The organism is Corynebacterium riegelii (genome assembly GCF_016728505.1).
GTDB lineage: Bacteria > Actinomycetota > Actinomycetes > Mycobacteriales > Mycobacteriaceae > Corynebacterium > Corynebacterium riegelii.
The window spans coordinates 758578-773188 of record NZ_CP068159.1 but is presented as its reverse complement, the minus strand read 5'-3'; the positions used below and the strand labels follow the sequence as shown (position 1 = coordinate 773188).

The following is a 14611-nucleotide window of genomic DNA, read 5'->3' as shown; positions in this document are numbered from 1 at the left end:
CTGTTTTTTGAATCGGTCCACCTGGATCCTCTTACTCGGGTCGGGCATCAACCAGTTCTTCTGGGTTGAAGTTTTCCGACCAGGCGTAGTCGTACTCCGGGTCGGGGAAGGGCGGTTCAGAAAAATCGGGTTCTTTTGGCAACGGCTCCGGGAGCACTGCCTTGATTGGGAAAACAAGGCCGTATTCTTCCTCCAGTGCTGCGATCTGGGCGTCGGCCTGTTCAAGGTTGTGGTGGTTATCAAAATCATCCAGGATTTTGTGGCCCTTGGCGTAGAACTGCGCCACTCGACTACGACGCTGACACACTTGCTCAAGGTTGCTCTTCCACCGTGGTGCCGCGGCATGTGTGTTGTGTGCAATCAAGCTATCCGGCGTGCAGGTTTCATACGTGCCGTTGGCAAAAAGCCACAAGATTTCACCCGTATCCGGATCCGGAACATAGAAACCACGCTTATCGGTTTTCAAGTTGTGGTGCTTTTGACACAACGGGTAGAGGTTTCCCGGTGTGGTTTTCCCACCCTGGCCAAATGGAATCCGGTGATCCAACTGACACCTCAATGACGGCACTGTGCATCCCGGGAACACACAATGCGTGTGGCGTGCGCAGACGACGCGTCGCATTGCTTCAGTTGGGGTGTAGCTATCCGTATGTGCTTGAAGTTCTGCCTCCATATCCACCGTGGTGATTTTCGCTGACGCCAGCAGGTCGTCTAATGCTGCGGTGGCTTCTGGGGTTAAGGCGCCGACACCTGGTACATAGGCTGGCCCACCGGCTTCACGACCCTTCGGCACAAACACATGCAAGGTCGTTTTGGTTGGGGTGATCTCCCCGGACAGTAGTTTGACCATCGCATCGGCCATGGAGGTTTTATGCTCCCGTGCGGTGGCCAAGACGTGGTTACGCACGACCTGTGCCGTCAACGGGTTGGTCGCCAACGTGACCAGTGTTTTGACTGTGCCGGACTGTGCAGACACCTCAAACGTCACCGCATCATCAGCCGCATGTGCCTGCGCCACTCGCTGTTGGCGCCTTGTTGGTTGGTAGGCGCAGGTTGGGTCAATCCGTTTGATCATCTCCCGGATACGACGAGTAATCGTGGTGGTTTGTGGAGTGTGTTGCCCAGGCCGTGTTGGGGTAAACGTAGTAGTCAACATCTCGTCGAACTCGGCATACGCCTCATCGGTAATGTCTGGCCCAAGCTCGGCAAGCACCGTATCGATGGCGCGTAAATGCTGCAGATCCATCACACGCGTCTTGGCCTGCAGTGCCCGGAGCTTCGGTAAGTGTTGTAGGCGTGCATGGGAGAAGATCGCTTGTTCTATTTCACCTTTACCCCAGCCTGTTGCTTGCTTGATGGCCACTACTTCTACGTCGAAGTCATCAATATCAACACTTGCCCCGGGTGTGGCGAAGTGGCCGAAGGCATTCCAGTAAATATCGCGAATGCCTTGACTAAACGTGCTCAGTGGATCTTCTGGTCGCTGTGTGCGGAAGTATGGTTCGCCCACGGTCTACCCCCAGTGTTGTGTTCCCTATGTTCCCGTTGTTTTGTGCCCCTAATTATACCCGCCAAACCGTTCTATACGCAAGGGGTAAACCAGCATTTATTGCACTATTTCCGCATGCACATTCACCACACATGCTGGCGGTTGCATTCAGTATATCGACCGATTCCACACGCCCTTGCCGTCGATAAGAAAATGCCAAACAACCGTTCGAACCACACCGCCAAGCGGTACCTGACTGAGGCCAACTGGAGTCAACCTCAAAACAGTCCAGCGTTCTTTACATCAACCTTGCGGCCGTCAGGCGCGGGTGAAATGTGGTTTCCCAACACGAACAAACACCCAGGAAACAGAAAAACCCTGGTTTCCCAGGGTTTTTGTTTGGTGCGCCCGGAGGGATTCGAACCCCCAACCTTCTGATCCGTAGTCAGATGCTCTATCCGTTGAGCTACGGGCGCGTGGCGGAGACGACAGGATTTGAACCTGCGGCCCTCCGCAAAGAGGGCAACTCCTTAGCAGGGAGCCCCATTCGGCCGCTCTGGCACGTCTCCAGACCTCGAACCAGTGTAATGCACCACCAACCCCCGACCAAATAACGCGCAAATTTAACCGCCGAAACCCGCAACACCCCATGTCACGGGCCTATCCAACCCACCCAAAAAATTTGGCGGAGACGGGGGGATTTGAACCCCCGGAGGTGTGACCCTCGCCGGTTTTCAAGACCGGTGCATTCGGCCGCTCTGCCACGTCTCCAACAGTCCGTAACTGTACACGCCGCCCCCGCAATCTCAGTATTCTGGGCTGGCATGAACGCACCAGCAAATACAACCATGCAAGCTATCCAGCTCACGGACGCGGAAAACCCGCGCTCCCTTGAACTTTGCAACACCCCCACCCCGCAGCTCCAAGAGGGCGAGGTGCTGGTCAAGGTCACGGCCGCCGGCGTGAACCGCGCTGACCTGGTCCAGGCGGCCGGCAAGTACCCGGCGCCGAAGGGTGAATCCGAGATCATCGGCCTGGAGTGCGCAGGTGTGATCGTGGACCCGGGCACCACCGGCCACAAAGAGGGCGAAGAGGTCGGCTGCCTGCTGGCTGGCGGCGGTTACGCCGAATACGTCGCGGTGCCGGAAGGCCAGCTCACGCCAAAGCCAGAAAATCTCACGTTGGAGGAACTGGCGGGGGTTGTAGAGGTCGCTTGTACGGTGTGGTCGAATTTGGGGATGCTCGTGGGCGTCGATAAGCCGCATGCGGACGGCACACCGAAGAGGGTGCTGATCCACGGCGGTTCGGGAGGCATCGGCTCCTTCGCCATCCAGCTGTGCAAGGCGCTGGGGTGTGAGGTGGCCACCACCGCCGGCAGTGCGGAGAAGGTGGAATACTGCCGTGAGCTGGGCGCGGACCACGTGATCAACTACCGCGAGCAGAACTTTGACGAGGAGCTCAAGGGCTGGGCCGACGCCATCCTCGACGTGGTCGGCGGGCCTTACCTGGAGCCGAACGTGAAGGCGTTGGCGATGGATGGGCAGCTGGTGGTCATCGCGCTGCAGGGCGGGGCGAAGGGTGAGATCAGCCTGGGTCGGATGATGCCGCGCCGCCAATCGCTGCACGCCACCACGCTGCGCGCCCGCCCGCGTCCGATGAAGGCGGAGATTGTGGCCTCCACCGTGGAAACCGTGTGGCCGCTGATTGAAGCTGGCAGCATCAAGCCGAATATCACCGCCACCTTCCCGCTTGCAGACGCCGCAAAGGCCCACGACCTGCTGGATTCCGGCGACAGCACTGGCAAAATCATCTTGAAGGTCTAGCCGCCCTAAGCCAGGCTGGCCACGGTGCGCGTCAGCTGCACCACATCCGCCTGCGTGTTGAACGGGCTGAGGCTCACCGTCACAGCCCCACCCATCTCGTCCACACCCATGTCAGAGAGCAGTTTGCTTGTCGACGCCAACGTGGCCACCATCCCATTCGCCACCAATCGCTGATACACCGTCTCCGCCGGGACGTCCCTCACACCGAACGTCAGCCGTGGGATGCGGTCGAGGTGGGTGTGCTCAGCAGCCTCACCAGACACGCCCACGATGTGGACCTTGGGCAGCGTCCCCAGGAACGTGTAGAGATCCTCGCGCAGGTGCTCCATATAATCCGCAGCTTCCTGCATAGAGGAGGCCAAACGAGCCCGGCGCGTCACCTTCCGCGGATGCCCGCCACGCGGCTCTGCCAGCTGCGTGTAGTGCTCCACAATCGCCGACACACCACCGGCAAGGCCCGGGGCGACCGGCAAATCCAACATGTCGCGGTCCAGGCGGTTGAGCATCGCCTCATCACGGAACACCAACGCAGCCACCTGCGGTCCGCCCATCGCAGCCACGTCAACGGCAACAATGTCAGCACCGAACTCGTCGAAGCTAAGGGGGCGGTATGGGAGGTACGCCGAACCGTCGACAAGCAGCCAAGCCCTCGAACGTCCCCTGACCGCCTCCGCAACCTGCGACACCGCAACCACCGTGCCAAGCTGCGCGTGCGCCGCCGGAATAGACACTAGGCGCGTGGAACCATCCACCAACTGCTCAAACTGCCACGGCGGCAACTCCCCCGTAGCCAAATCGGCCTGGGCCCAGCGCACCTGCGCATCCGCGAGCTGGATGGTGGACGTCAGGCGCGGATCATCCAGGCCCGAAACCACAACCGAAGAATTGTGACGGAACAACGGACGCATCGCCGCCGAAAGCGCCAGGTACAACGCCTGCACACTCGGACCGAGAATCACCCGTTCAGGAGTAGCGCCGGTGAGATCCGCAACCGCCGCCCGCGCATCCGCAACCAACGTCTCCCCCTCCGGACACCCCGGCGTAAACCGCGCATGCGACCCACGCACCGGCTCCGGCGGAGCAACCGTAAACGCCGCACGAAAACTCCTCGCCACTGCCGACGCCACCCGCTCCGGCACCTGCGGCATATCATGCGCATTCAAATACGTCCAACCGCTGGACAACGAAGTGTAGAGGCCACGCACACTAGCAACGTCATACGCCACGGCCTCACACCCCTTTCTAAGAAAACATTGGCCTTTATTATGCCCCGCGGAGCCACCTACTGCATACCGGCAGCGTGCAGCGGCTAGGGTGATGTAGGTGCGAGACATCGAACAACTGCGTGCAGACGTTGCCCGCATGACCAGCGAGCCGGCAAGCGACACCCCGGCGTCACAATCCAAGACCCTGGCCATGTCATGGCGCGACCTCACCCGCGGGTGGGGCCAACACGAACTCTGGCTACAACTGGGCTGGCAGGACATCAAACAGCGCTACAGAAGGTCGACGCTTGGCCCGCTGTGGATCACCATCGCCACCGGCGTCATGTCACTGGCGCTCGGCCTGTTGTACTCGATGCTGTTCCAAATCTCCGTCGCCGAATTCCTGCCGCACGTCACCGTCGGCTTCATCGTCTGGGGATTCATCTCCGGCTGCATCAAAGACGGCGCCAACGTCTTCATTGAAAACGAAGGCCTGATCAAACAACTGCCCTCGGCGTTGTCGGTGCACGTCTACCGCCTGGTGTGGCGCCAACTGCTGTTTTTGGCACACAACATGGTCATCTGGCTCATTCTCGTGGTGGCGTTCCGCATTGACCTCGGCTTCAACGTGCTGTGGGCTGTGCCGGGGTTGGCACTTCTGGTGCTCAACGGTGTGTGGGTGACCATGCTGTTCGGCATCATCGCCACCCGCTTCCGCGACGTCGCCCCGCTCCTTGAGGCAATGGTGCAGCTTTTGTTCTACGTCACCCCAATCGTGTGGACCACCAAAACCCTGCGCGAACAGGGCGGCGAAGTAGCCTCACGCGCCCGCATCGCCGAGCTCAACCCGCTCTACCACTACCTAGAAATCGTTCGCGCCCCCCTGATCGGGCAAGAAGTAGCCGCCTACCACTGGTGGATCGTCCTCGCCTGCACCGCCGTCGGCCTGCTGATCACACTGTTTGCCATGAAGCAGATGCGCTTCCGCGTGCCTTACTGGGTGTGACGCTGCTCTTTTAGTTGCTCCCGCTGCTTTAGCTGCGTCACAGAAAGGACCCGAAATGGTTTCCATTGACACCTACAACGCCTGCGTCGACTTCCCCATTTTCGACGCCAAATCACGCTCCCTCAAAAAGGCCGTCATGTCATCCGCCGGCGGCAAGATTGGCAAGAACGCCTCAAACACCGTCGTCGTTGAAGCACTGCGCGACATCAACCTCCATCTGCGCGAAGGCGACCGCGTGGGCCTCGTCGGCCACAACGGCGCAGGCAAATCCACCCTGCTGCGCCTCCTGTCCGGCATCTACGAACCCACGCGAGGCTCCGCCATTGTCCGCGGCCGCGTCGCCCCCGTCTTCGACCTCGGCGTAGGCATGGACCCGGAGATCTCCGGCTACGAAAACATCATCATCCGCGGCCTGTTTTTGGGCCAGACCCGCAAACAAATGAAGGCGAAAATCGACGACATCGCCGAATTCTCCGAGCTTGGCGACTACCTCAACATGCCCCTCCGCACCTACTCCACCGGCATGCGCGTCCGCCTGGCGCTCGGCGTAGTCACCTCCATCGAGCCCGAGATCCTGCTGCTTGATGAAGGCATCGGCGCCGTCGACGCCGCCTTCATGTCCAAAGCCCGCGTCCGCTTGGCCGAGATGGTGGAACGCTCCGGCATCCTGGTCTTCGCCTCCCACTCCAACGACTTTTTGGCGCAGCTCTGCAACACCGCCCTGTGGGTGGACAAGGGCGAAATCCGCCAAGCCGGGCTGGTTTCCGACGTTGTAGGTGCCTACGAAGGGCCCGAAGCCGGCGAGCACGTTGCCAAACTGGTGCGACGCTTCCACTACGGCGCCGAGGAGTAGGTTTTCTGCTGGTTTCGGCGGCTGGTTTCGGCGGCTGGTTTCGGCGGCGCTGACAAATGTGACAACACAACGAGCCCGACCCGACCGCGACCTGGGCAAATGTAAACGGCGTTGTTAAATTTGTCAGGATCCACGGTTCCCCTCTGACAAATCGTGCAAAGCGCCCTTAGTGCCAGAGCCGCGACCTGGGCAAACGCAAATCGCGTCGTCACATTTGTCAGGAAGCGCCAACGTCGGCGGCTTTTTGGCGGATGAGGTCGCAGATAAGGTCGACTAGCTCAAACATCGTCTTCGATGAGCAACGGGCAACGATCCACTCCAGACGCGCTGCCTTCAGATTGATGGCAGCATCCTTTTGGCGCTGGTCATACTCCCAGTGGTGGGCGCCGTCATACATTGCGCCGATCTTGAGAGCGGGGATGGCGAAGTCGAAGGTGGTGACTATCACCCCGTTGTCATAAAGCGGCACTTGTTCCTGCAGGGTGTAGCCGAATTTTCCAACGACGCTACTAAGCAGCAGGCGAAGTTCCGTCTCTTTAGGGGAGTCAGCAAGTGAGCTGCTCAAGGGCAAAACCCGCTCAAGCCACCGACGAGACAGCCTGCGAGCGGCAGCTTCCTCAAGCTCTTCCGGTCTTACCCCCAAGAAACGTCGGCAACAATCGATGAGTTGGATCGCCATGACGTCAACTGGTTCCAACCCGTCAATGTGCACCACGTGCCAGCGGTGCATCCCTTTTCGGATATGTTGCAGCGCCTGGACCAGCGCCTCCGCAGGCGCGAACGCACTAAAGGTGACTCCGCGGTGCCGGAGCGTATAGCTTCTGCCTAGCGGGCGCGGCATGCGCAGGACCGTTGGTGAGATCTCGTTACCGAGTTTGGTCCGGTCGGTGGTGCAGTAGAGGGTGGTGTCGGCGGCGTCCACAAGAAAGGGCAGGCCGTAAAGGGCCAGGGCGGCGAACGCGCCGACGATGCACCCGGGGTGTTCCACCGCGTGCGCGACGGCGCGTGCGGCGGCGGGTGCTGGGTAGGGGATGTTGTGGGGGTGGGCGTGGGCGTCGCGGTCTATAAGCCACACGTTTCGGCACTCCGCCTCCCGCACGTACCTTTCCCGGCTGAGCTGCACATAGTGCTCCCCCGCCTCGCGTTGCGACGCATGCACGAGCACCACATCAAACGCCACCTCAAACCCAATACTGCTAACAATCCCCATACTGAATTAGACGCGCTGAAGCCCCCGCCGGTTCCATCCGGCACAATAAAACCCATGAGTTCCCACGAGGCGCTGCTAAACCCAAACGGCACGACGGCCGCGGTCATTGTCACCCACAAACGTGTTCACCTGCTGAAGCATTCCCTGGAGCAGGTGGTGAACCAGACGCACCCGGTGGATTGGGTGATCGTGGTGGACAACGGTGCTGAAGACGGTGCCGAAGACGGCACCGAAGATACCGCTGTGAAAGAGCTGCTGACCAGCCTGGCCGGGGAGAAGGCGGTGTACCTGCCGTCCAAAACCAACTTGGGTGGCGCGGGTGGGTTCGCCTACGGTTTCCTGCACGCGTTGGCGCTGGGTGCGGACGCCATTTGGTGCGCCGATGATGACGGCCGCCCGGCAAGCCACGACACGTTGGAAACGCTGTACGCCCAGGCAGCCAAGCACAAGTTGGCCGAGGTCAGCCCCGTGGTTGCCAATATTGAAGACCCTGGCAAGTTGGCGTTTCCGTTGCGTCAGGGGACGACGTGGCATCGTCGTGTAGCAGAGCTTGAAGGCGAGTTTTTGCCCCAGTACGCCAGCCTGTTCAACGGTGCGTTGATCAGCGCGAAGGCGATGGAGCGAATCGGCGTGCCGGACTACCGGCTGTTCATTCGTGGTGATGAAGTGGAGTACCACCGCCGCCTCGCCCAATCGGGCCTGAAGTACGGCACGGCGCTCAACGCGTTCTACCTGCACCCGGACGGCTCCGGCGAGTTCCACCCCATCATGGGTGGGCGCGCGCACGCGCAGTGGCCCGACAACGAATCCAAGCGGTATTTCACGTACCGCAACCGCGGCTACATCATCAACCAGCAGGGCATGAAGCGGATGAAGCTGCAGGAAGTCGTGCGTTTCGGGTGGTTCTTCCTGCTACAGAAGCGTGATCCGAAGGGCTTTATTCAGTGGCTGAAGCTTTTGCGGATGGGGGCACGGGAGGATTTCCGCCGGCCGTAGAGTCGGGCTCAGCCGTATAGCTAGTCGGCTCGGCGACCTCGATCATCTTCGTCTCGTGGCGGAAGATGACGCGGCGTTGCAGCACAAAGTTGGTCACCGTGGCAACGCCTTGGGCGATGACAAAAGCGATGAGGTCCTTAAACGGGTCCCCGATCCCCAACGCCAGAAGCGGCGGCTCGGACCAGCGGTACAGCAGCAGCTGCACGGCGAACGTGCAGGCGTAAAGCAGGACCACGGCGCCGGCTTTTTTGGCGTTGACCTCGGCCTTAAACGCAAAGCGGGAGTTGAGCAGGTAGGCCACCAGGGTGCCCACGCACCAGCCGAGCGCCTTGGACGCGTCGCGCGACAGGGGCGACAGCTTGGTCAGCGAATAGGTCACGCCGAAGTCCAGCACGGCGCAGCCGATGCCGATGATGATGAACGGCACCAGCTGCTTTTTCAGCGCTGATTTCGCGGCCGAAGTAGCGGCCGATTTACTCGGGGATGAACTCACGCCGGGGTAGTCTACCCGCCAGCAGTTGCGCATTCACCGCGCGGATGTCAAAGGGGCGCGGGCCGAACTCGCCGGCGCCCGCCACGCACATGGCGGCTGCGTCATCGCTGTCGCCGAGATGGATCTCAGCCAGTTGCATTTGAAACTCCCACAGGCCCCAGTGGAAGTGGAGGGTGTCGCCGGGGAAGCGCAGCAGCTCCCCAATCGTAAGGGCCCCGTCGGTATCGGAGCCGACCTCGCCGTCGATGTCGAAGACGGTTGCCACGATGCGCCGGCATTCGACAACGGTTGTGTGTTGGGGGAGGCCGATCCAGCGGTAGACGGTGTCGTCGCTAAGCAAAAAGCTCCGGACCATCAGCATGCGTGACATGCGCCCAGGCTACCTATTTTTTGATCTGCTTCACCGCCAGGTAGGTCGCGGCCAGGGCCCCAGCCACCCAGGGCTTCGGCTTATCTACGCCACGCTTACCCAACCCAGCCACCACCCCATCAACCAGGCGAGATGCAAGAGTAAACGCGCCGAACGCGCCCACGGCAACGGCGCCGATCACGCCCCAGGACAACGCGACAGAATCCTCTTCACCCTGCTCATCGTCCACAACGGCGGTCAGATCATTACGCGGGTCCTCATCAAACGCGTTGAACACCGCGATCGTGCCAGCGTTTAGCGCAAGCAGCGGCAGGCGCGCCGCCGGGAACGCAACAAGCGCGGCGATGAAACCCGCCTGGATGCACTGGCCAGCGAACGTGTTGTCCAGCGCGTTGTAATCAATCCGCTCTTCGGTGATCTGATCGGTGATCTGCTCGGTCTGCATACGGCAAATCGTACCGGCTGGGGCCCACATAGCTAGGGTTGTCCGGTATGGAACAACCGTTGAACCATTTCATGCAACAGCTGATGGCGCAGGAGCTGCCGGTGCAGGACAGCGCCAGCCGCGCGCTGATTTTGAAGATTTTGCGTGAGTATGAGGGCCCGCAGATCACCTCGCAGGAGGAGCTGCCGAAGGAGATCCGGGAGATTTTGGAGCTCTGACCTGCTACGCCTTGGGATAAACGTCACACCTTTTGTTACGGGTGCGTTACGGTTGCGTGAGTAAGGTTGGAAGACATGCAGATTCACACCGACTTGAAGTCCCTCCACGGCTGGGGACGCACCGCTCCAAGTACCGCTCACGTACTTTCCACCCCTGACGTTGATGTGATCAAGGCAGCCGTGGCACGCGTGGCAGATGAGAACGCTTCCCTGCCTCAGTCCCAGCGTCGCGGCGTGATTGCCCGCGGCCTCGGCCGTTCCTACGGCGACCCGGCGCAAAACGGCGGCGGCCTGGTGGTTGACATGACCGTGCTCAACCAAATCCACTCCATTGATCCGGAAAGCGGCATTGTGGACGTGGACGCGGGCGTGAGCCTTGACCAGCTGATGAAGGCGGCACTGCCCTACGGCCTGTGGGTGCCGGTGCTGCCAGGTACGCGCCAGGTGACCATTGGCGGCGCCATCGGCCCGGACATCCACGGCAAGAACCACCACTCCGCAGGCTCCTTTGGTGACCATGTGGTGTCCATGGAGCTTCTGGTTGCAGACGGCCGGGTGCTCCACCTTGAACCGGAAGGCTCCGCGGATGACCCGGACGGCACGCTGTTCTGGGCAACCGTCGGCGGCATGGGTTTGACTGGCATCATCCTGCGCGCACGCATCCAGATGACGTTTACGGAAACCGCGTACTTCATCTCTGACACGGACCGCACGGACACACTGGATGAGACCATTGCCATCCACTCCGACGGCTCCGAGGTCAACTACACCTACTCTTCCGCCTGGTTCGACGCGATCTCCGCGCCGCCGAAGACGGGCCGCTCCACCATTTCCCGCGGCTCTCTGGCCACGCTTGCGCAGCTGGAGGAGTACGCGCCGAAGCTGGCGAAAGACCCGTTGCGTTTCAAGGCCCCGCAGTTGATGACGGTGCCGGACATCTTCCCGTCCTGGACCATGAACAAGCTTTCGCTCATGGCTATCGGTGAGGCCTATTACATGATGGGCGCGCCTTCGAAGAACGACATCAAGAACCTGACGCAGTTCTACCAGCCGCTAGACCTGATCGGCGAGTGGAACCGTGGCTACGGTTCGAAGGGTTTCTTGCAGTACCAGTTCGTGGTGCCCACCGATGCGGTTGAGCCGTTCAAGGACATCATTTACCAAATCCAGTCCTCCGGCCACTACACGGCGCTCAACGTGTTCAAACTGTTCGGCGAGGGTAACCGCGCGCCGCTGTCCTACCCAATGAAGGGTTGGAACGTGTGCGTTGACTTCCCCATCCGCCCGGGCTTGGGCGAGTTCCTGGACCGTCTGGATGAGCAGGTGATGGAGTTCGGCGGCCGCCTCTACCTGGCCAAGGAGTCGCGTACGTCCGCGGAGAACTTCCACGCCATGTACCCGGGTTTGGACGGCTGGTTGAAGACCCGCCGCGACATCGACCCGACCGGCGTTTTCGCCTCTGACCTGTCCCGCCGACTTGAGCTGAACTAGAAAAGGAACCTGAAATGTTGAATGCAGTAGGCCAAGCCCAGCACATCCTGCTTCTCGGCGGCACCAGCGACATCGGCCTTGCCATTGTCAGCGAGCTCGCCTCCCGCGGCGGCTCCCCCACCGTCACCCTTTGTGCCCGCGAGGGCTCCCCGCGTATCGACGCCGCCGTGAACACCCTCACCGCCTCCGGCGCCGGCGAAATCCGCATCGTTGACTTCGACGCCCTGGATTTCGACTCCCACCCTGCAGTGATTGACGCCGCGTTTGCTAAGGGCGAGGTAGACATTGCCGTCGTTGCCTTTGGCACGCTGGGCGACCAGGAGGAGCTGTGGCAGGACCAGGCCAAGGCCGTGGCGTCTGCGCAGACCAACTACACCGCATATGTTTCCGTGGGCGTGCTGTTGGGCCAGGCGATGAAGCGCCAGGGCCACGGCAACATCATCGCGCTGAGCTCCGTTGCGGGCCAGAAGGTGCGCCGCTCCAACTTTGTGTACGGCTCCGCCAAGGCGGGCATGGACGGCTTCTACCTGCAGCTGGGTGAGGCGCTTCGCTCCAGCGGCGTCAAGGTCACCGTTGTCCGCCCCGGTCAGGTGCGCACCAAGATGACCGAAGGCCTCGACGAGGCACCGCTGACCGTAAACAAGGAAGACGTTGCCGAGGCAGCCGTCGACGCCGCTTTGGCTGGCAAGCCCGCCGTGTTCGTGCACAAGCTGTTCGGCCCGATCTCCCTTGTGCTGCAGCACATTCCGGCGGCGATCATGCGTCGCCTGAGCTTCTAGCTTTGGCTGGCTGACAAAGTTGACAACCGACCCCAACCCCAGTTCCTAAAACAGCAGGTCACAGGGTAGGGGCGAAATCGCGTTGTCACATTTGTCAGCCGGATGGCGGGGATCCTGACAAATGTGACATGGCGGTTTGTGTTTGCGCAGGTCGCTAACCGCCCAGCGGCGCCGCATTGTCACATTTGTCAGCGCCACCTAAACCGGCCAGCCCCAAACCGCCGAAAACCGCCAAAGTCTTAACCTTCTCTTGAGGTTTGCGCCGTTGCTACTAGGGCGTGTGGGGGCCATGTGACAAACTATTACGCATGACCACCACTTCCACCCGCGAATTGCGGGTTACTTCCTATGCGCCGGATGAGATCTCTGACGCACAGGCTACGTCTCGGGCGGTCAGCTTCTTTTTCCTCGGTGGCGCGCTGGCGCTTGCCGGCTGGTTTGTCTTAAAGACGCTGTCCTTGCCCGCGTTTAATACCTCGATGATGCCGCGTGCGCTGTCGGCTGCGGCGTCGTTTACCTTGATTGCCATTGGCACATGGTGCTGCTGGCTGTGGGTGCGTGGGCGGAAGAACATCCTGATTGAGACCGTGGTGTCTCTGGTGCCTGCGGGCATTGTGCTGACCGCGTTGGGCATCCCGCTGACGGCTACCAACTTGTGGCTGGACGGTATCCAGGTTGACCAGGGTTTCCGTACGCAGTTCCTGTCTCGTATGGCGCTGGGTCCGTCGCTTGCGGATATGAACTACGTGGATCTGCCCACGTTTTACCCGGCTGGTTGGTTCTGGTTGGGTGGGCGCTTAGCTAATGCGTTGAATATGCCTGGTTGGTTGGTGTATCAGCCGTGGGCGTTGGTGTCGCTAGCCGCGGTTGCGGCGATGTTGACGCCGATTTGGCATCGGCTGACTGCGTCTCTGCCGGTGGCGGGTGCCCTGGCGTTGGCGAATGTTGCGGTGGTGCTGACGGAGGTGCCAGATGAACCGTATGCAGCGATTGTGGCGATGTTGTTCCCGGCTGCTGTGGTGGGCGCGCACCGCGCACTGAGTGGTTCGTGGTGGGCCACGGGTGCGCTTGCGCTCTACCTTGGCGTTTCGGCCACTATGTACACGCTGTTTACTGCCTTGATGGCGTTGACGGTGGTGGTGTTGGCCGTGATCATGTTCTTCAACCGCGGCAATTCGCTGACGCCGGTGCGCCACCTGTTGGTGATCGGGTTCAGCTCTATGGCGATTGCCCTGATCACGTGGGGCCCGTACCTGCTGCGCCTGGTCACTGGTGATGAGGAGGCGATGTCTACGGCTAACCACTTCCTGCCGGAAGAGGGCACGTACTTCCCCATGCCGTTCTTCTCTTTGTCCGCCATTGGTTTCCTCAGCCTGATTGGCCTGTTCTTCTTGGTTGTGCGCCTGAGCGAGCCTGAGGTGGCAGCGCTGGGCTTGGCCATTTTGGTGTGCTACTTCTGGGCGATGGCCTCTATGGCGGTCACCTTGTTTGGTACGTCGCTTCTGGGCTTCCGCGTTGAGGTGCTGCTGATTTTGTTGTTCACCACCGCGGGTGTGTTGGGCTTTGCGGAGATCCGTCTGGTGGGTGTGGATTTCTGGTTCTCGTACCGTTTCTCCGATGCGACGAACCGGGCGATCACCACGGCTATGTTTTTGCTTGTTGCTGCGGGCAGCGTGTTTTATGTGCAGCAAATTCCGGTGGAAAACCGTGATCACATTGACCAGGCCTATGCGGATACTGATGGTTTTGGTGAGCGCGCTGACCGCTTCCCGGCGGATGCTGGCCGCTACTACGGCGAGATTGTGGAGTTCATGTCGGAGCACGGTCGCCGCCCAGGCGAGGCTGTGATTTATACCGATGAGATCAACTTCATGGCGTTCAACCCCTACTACGGGTTCAACGCGTTTACCAGCCACTATGCCAACCCGTTGGGTGAGTTCAACCGGCGTAATGAGGAGTTGGTGCAGTGGGCGGAGCTGTCCAATACTGCGCCGGCGGAGCTGACGGCTGCCATTGATAATTCGCAGTGGCGTGGTCCGGAGGGGTTCATTTTCCGCGGCAACGTGGATAAGAAGACGCCGCTTAAGACGCATGTGGCGTATGACATTTATCCGAGCCAGCCGAATGTGCGCTATGAGGGCTTGTTCTTCAACGCGGAAGCGTTTGATTCTGCCGATTGGGCTATGAAGCAGATCGGCCCGTTTGTTGTTGTGGTTCGCAAGGAGCAGTAAAC

Annotated in this window: 14 protein-coding genes and 3 tRNA genes; 8 read left to right on the top strand and 9 right to left on the bottom strand. The window is 60.6% G+C overall.

Going from position 1 to position 14611, the window contains the following annotated elements; genetic code table 11:
- Nucleotides 1–31: 31 nt before the first annotated feature.
- The 4 genes from I6I71_RS03495 to I6I71_RS03480 form a co-directional block, all read right to left on the bottom strand.
- On the bottom strand, nt 32–1510 hold the full coding sequence (locus I6I71_RS03495) for an HNH endonuclease signature motif containing protein (RefSeq protein ID WP_201822261.1): 1479 nt from the start codon (nt 1508–1510) through the stop codon (nt 32–34).
- A gap of 379 nt (nt 1511–1889) precedes the next feature.
- Nucleotides 1890–1965, bottom strand: a tRNA-Arg gene (locus I6I71_RS03490).
- A gap of 1 nt (nt 1966) precedes the next feature.
- Nucleotides 1967–2058: transfer RNA gene (locus I6I71_RS03485), tRNA-Ser, on the bottom strand.
- A 114-nt stretch (nt 2059–2172) separates the two neighbouring features.
- Nucleotides 2173–2260: transfer RNA gene (locus tag I6I71_RS03480), tRNA-Ser, on the bottom strand.
- A gap of 77 nt (nt 2261–2337) precedes the next feature.
- Here I6I71_RS03480 and I6I71_RS03475 point away from each other — a divergent pair.
- Nucleotides 2338–3312: an NAD(P)H-quinone oxidoreductase gene (locus I6I71_RS03475; protein WP_201823301.1), complete on the top strand. Its 975-nt coding sequence runs from the start codon at nt 2338–2340 to the stop codon at nt 3310–3312.
- A 5-nt stretch (nt 3313–3317) separates the two neighbouring features.
- Here I6I71_RS03475 and I6I71_RS03470 read toward each other — a convergent pair whose 3' ends face one another.
- Nucleotides 3318–4538, bottom strand: a complete 1221-nt coding sequence (locus tag I6I71_RS03470) for an aminotransferase class V-fold PLP-dependent enzyme (RefSeq protein ID WP_236587381.1) — start codon at nt 4536–4538, stop codon at nt 3318–3320.
- Nucleotides 4539–4674: 136 nt separating this feature from the next.
- Here I6I71_RS03470 and wzm point away from each other — a divergent pair, with 136 nt between their 5' ends.
- Together wzm and wzt are read left to right on the top strand one after the other, a co-directional pair.
- Nucleotides 4675–5523, top strand: coding sequence for a galactan export ABC transporter permease subunit Wzm/RfbD (gene wzm, locus I6I71_RS03465; protein WP_052206489.1), 849 nt, complete (start codon nt 4675–4677; stop codon nt 5521–5523).
- Nucleotides 5524–5578: 55 nt separating this feature from the next.
- Nucleotides 5579–6376 carry a galactan export ABC transporter ATP-binding subunit Wzt/RfbE gene (gene wzt, locus I6I71_RS03460; protein ID WP_201822257.1) on the top strand — a complete coding sequence of 266 codons (798 nt, stop codon included), beginning with the start codon at nt 5579–5581 and terminating at the stop codon, nt 6374–6376.
- Between the two features lie 217 nt (nt 6377–6593).
- Here wzt and I6I71_RS03455 read toward each other — a convergent pair whose 3' ends face one another.
- Nucleotides 6594–7586, bottom strand: a complete 993-nt coding sequence (locus I6I71_RS03455) for a hypothetical protein (protein WP_201822255.1) — start codon at nt 7584–7586, stop codon at nt 6594–6596.
- Between the two features lie 54 nt (nt 7587–7640).
- Between I6I71_RS03455 and glfT1 the strand changes: the two genes are divergently transcribed.
- On the top strand, nt 7641–8582 hold the full coding sequence (glfT1, locus tag I6I71_RS03450; RefSeq protein WP_201822253.1) for a galactofuranosyltransferase GlfT1: 942 nt from the start codon (nt 7641–7643) through the stop codon (nt 8580–8582).
- Here the strand turns inward: glfT1 and I6I71_RS03445 are convergent.
- The 3 genes from I6I71_RS03445 to I6I71_RS03435 are packed head-to-tail and all read right to left on the bottom strand — an operon-like array spanning nt 8524 to nt 9890.
- Complete coding sequence (locus I6I71_RS03445) at nt 8524–9075, bottom strand: GtrA family protein (protein ID WP_236587380.1); 552 nt, start codon at nt 9073–9075, stop codon at nt 8524–8526. The genes glfT1 and I6I71_RS03445 overlap by 59 nt on opposite strands.
- Nucleotides 9056–9445, bottom strand: coding sequence for a hypothetical protein (locus I6I71_RS03440; RefSeq protein ID WP_201822250.1), 390 nt, complete (start codon nt 9443–9445; stop codon nt 9056–9058). Before I6I71_RS03440 ends, I6I71_RS03445 begins: the two co-directional genes overlap by 20 nt.
- A gap of 13 nt (nt 9446–9458) precedes the next feature.
- On the bottom strand, nt 9459–9890 hold the full coding sequence (locus I6I71_RS03435; RefSeq protein ID WP_083279009.1) for a hypothetical protein: 432 nt from the start codon (nt 9888–9890) through the stop codon (nt 9459–9461).
- A 47-nt stretch (nt 9891–9937) separates the two neighbouring features.
- Here I6I71_RS03435 and I6I71_RS03430 point away from each other — a divergent pair, with 47 nt between their 5' ends.
- The 4 genes from I6I71_RS03430 (at nt 9938) to I6I71_RS03415 (ending at nt 14609) form a co-directional block, all read left to right on the top strand.
- Nucleotides 9938–10108, top strand: coding sequence for a hypothetical protein (locus I6I71_RS03430; protein ID WP_168156365.1), 171 nt, complete (start codon nt 9938–9940; stop codon nt 10106–10108).
- A 75-nt stretch (nt 10109–10183) separates the two neighbouring features.
- Nucleotides 10184–11599 (top strand): FAD-binding oxidoreductase, encoded by a 1416-nt coding sequence (locus I6I71_RS03425; RefSeq protein ID WP_201822249.1) that lies wholly within the window; start codon nt 10184–10186, stop codon nt 11597–11599.
- A 14-nt stretch (nt 11600–11613) separates the two neighbouring features.
- On the top strand, nt 11614–12378 hold the full coding sequence (locus I6I71_RS03420) for a decaprenylphospho-beta-D-erythro-pentofuranosid-2-ulose 2-reductase (protein ID WP_201822248.1): 765 nt from the start codon (nt 11614–11616) through the stop codon (nt 12376–12378).
- 308 nt (nt 12379–12686) lie between these two features.
- A complete protein-coding gene (locus I6I71_RS03415; protein ID WP_070495078.1) occupies nt 12687–14609 on the top strand; it encodes a galactan 5-O-arabinofuranosyltransferase in 1923 nt (640 codons plus the stop codon).
- The last annotated feature ends 2 nt before the right edge of the window (nt 14610–14611 follow it).

What these genes read in the sequence shown, in the direction of transcription:
- I6I71_RS03440 (WP_201822250.1), bottom strand. Translation starts at nt 9,445, where the DNA reads ATGTCACGCATGCTGATGGTCCGGAGCTTTTTGCTTAGCGACGACACC.
- I6I71_RS03455 (WP_201822255.1), bottom strand. Translation starts at nt 7,586, where the DNA reads ATGGGGATTGTTAGCAGTATTGGGTTTGAGGTGGCGTTTGATGTGGTG.
- I6I71_RS03475 (WP_201823301.1), top strand. Translation starts at nt 2,338, where the DNA reads ATGCAAGCTATCCAGCTCACGGACGCGGAAAACCCGCGCTCCCTTGAA.
- I6I71_RS03425 (WP_201822249.1), top strand. Translation starts at nt 10,184, where the DNA reads ATGCAGATTCACACCGACTTGAAGTCCCTCCACGGCTGGGGACGCACC.
- I6I71_RS03430 (WP_168156365.1), top strand. Translation starts at nt 9,938, where the DNA reads ATGGAACAACCGTTGAACCATTTCATGCAACAGCTGATGGCGCAGGAG.
- I6I71_RS03435 (WP_083279009.1), bottom strand. Translation starts at nt 9,890, where the DNA reads ATGCAGACCGAGCAGATCACCGATCAGATCACCGAAGAGCGGATTGAT.
- I6I71_RS03415 (WP_070495078.1), top strand. Translation starts at nt 12,687, where the DNA reads ATGACCACCACTTCCACCCGCGAATTGCGGGTTACTTCCTATGCGCCG.
- wzm (WP_052206489.1), top strand. Translation starts at nt 4,675, where the DNA reads ATGACCAGCGAGCCGGCAAGCGACACCCCGGCGTCACAATCCAAGACC.
- I6I71_RS03420 (WP_201822248.1), top strand. Translation starts at nt 11,614, where the DNA reads ATGTTGAATGCAGTAGGCCAAGCCCAGCACATCCTGCTTCTCGGCGGC.
- wzt (WP_201822257.1), top strand. Translation starts at nt 5,579, where the DNA reads ATGGTTTCCATTGACACCTACAACGCCTGCGTCGACTTCCCCATTTTC.
- glfT1 (WP_201822253.1), top strand. Translation starts at nt 7,641, where the DNA reads ATGAGTTCCCACGAGGCGCTGCTAAACCCAAACGGCACGACGGCCGCG.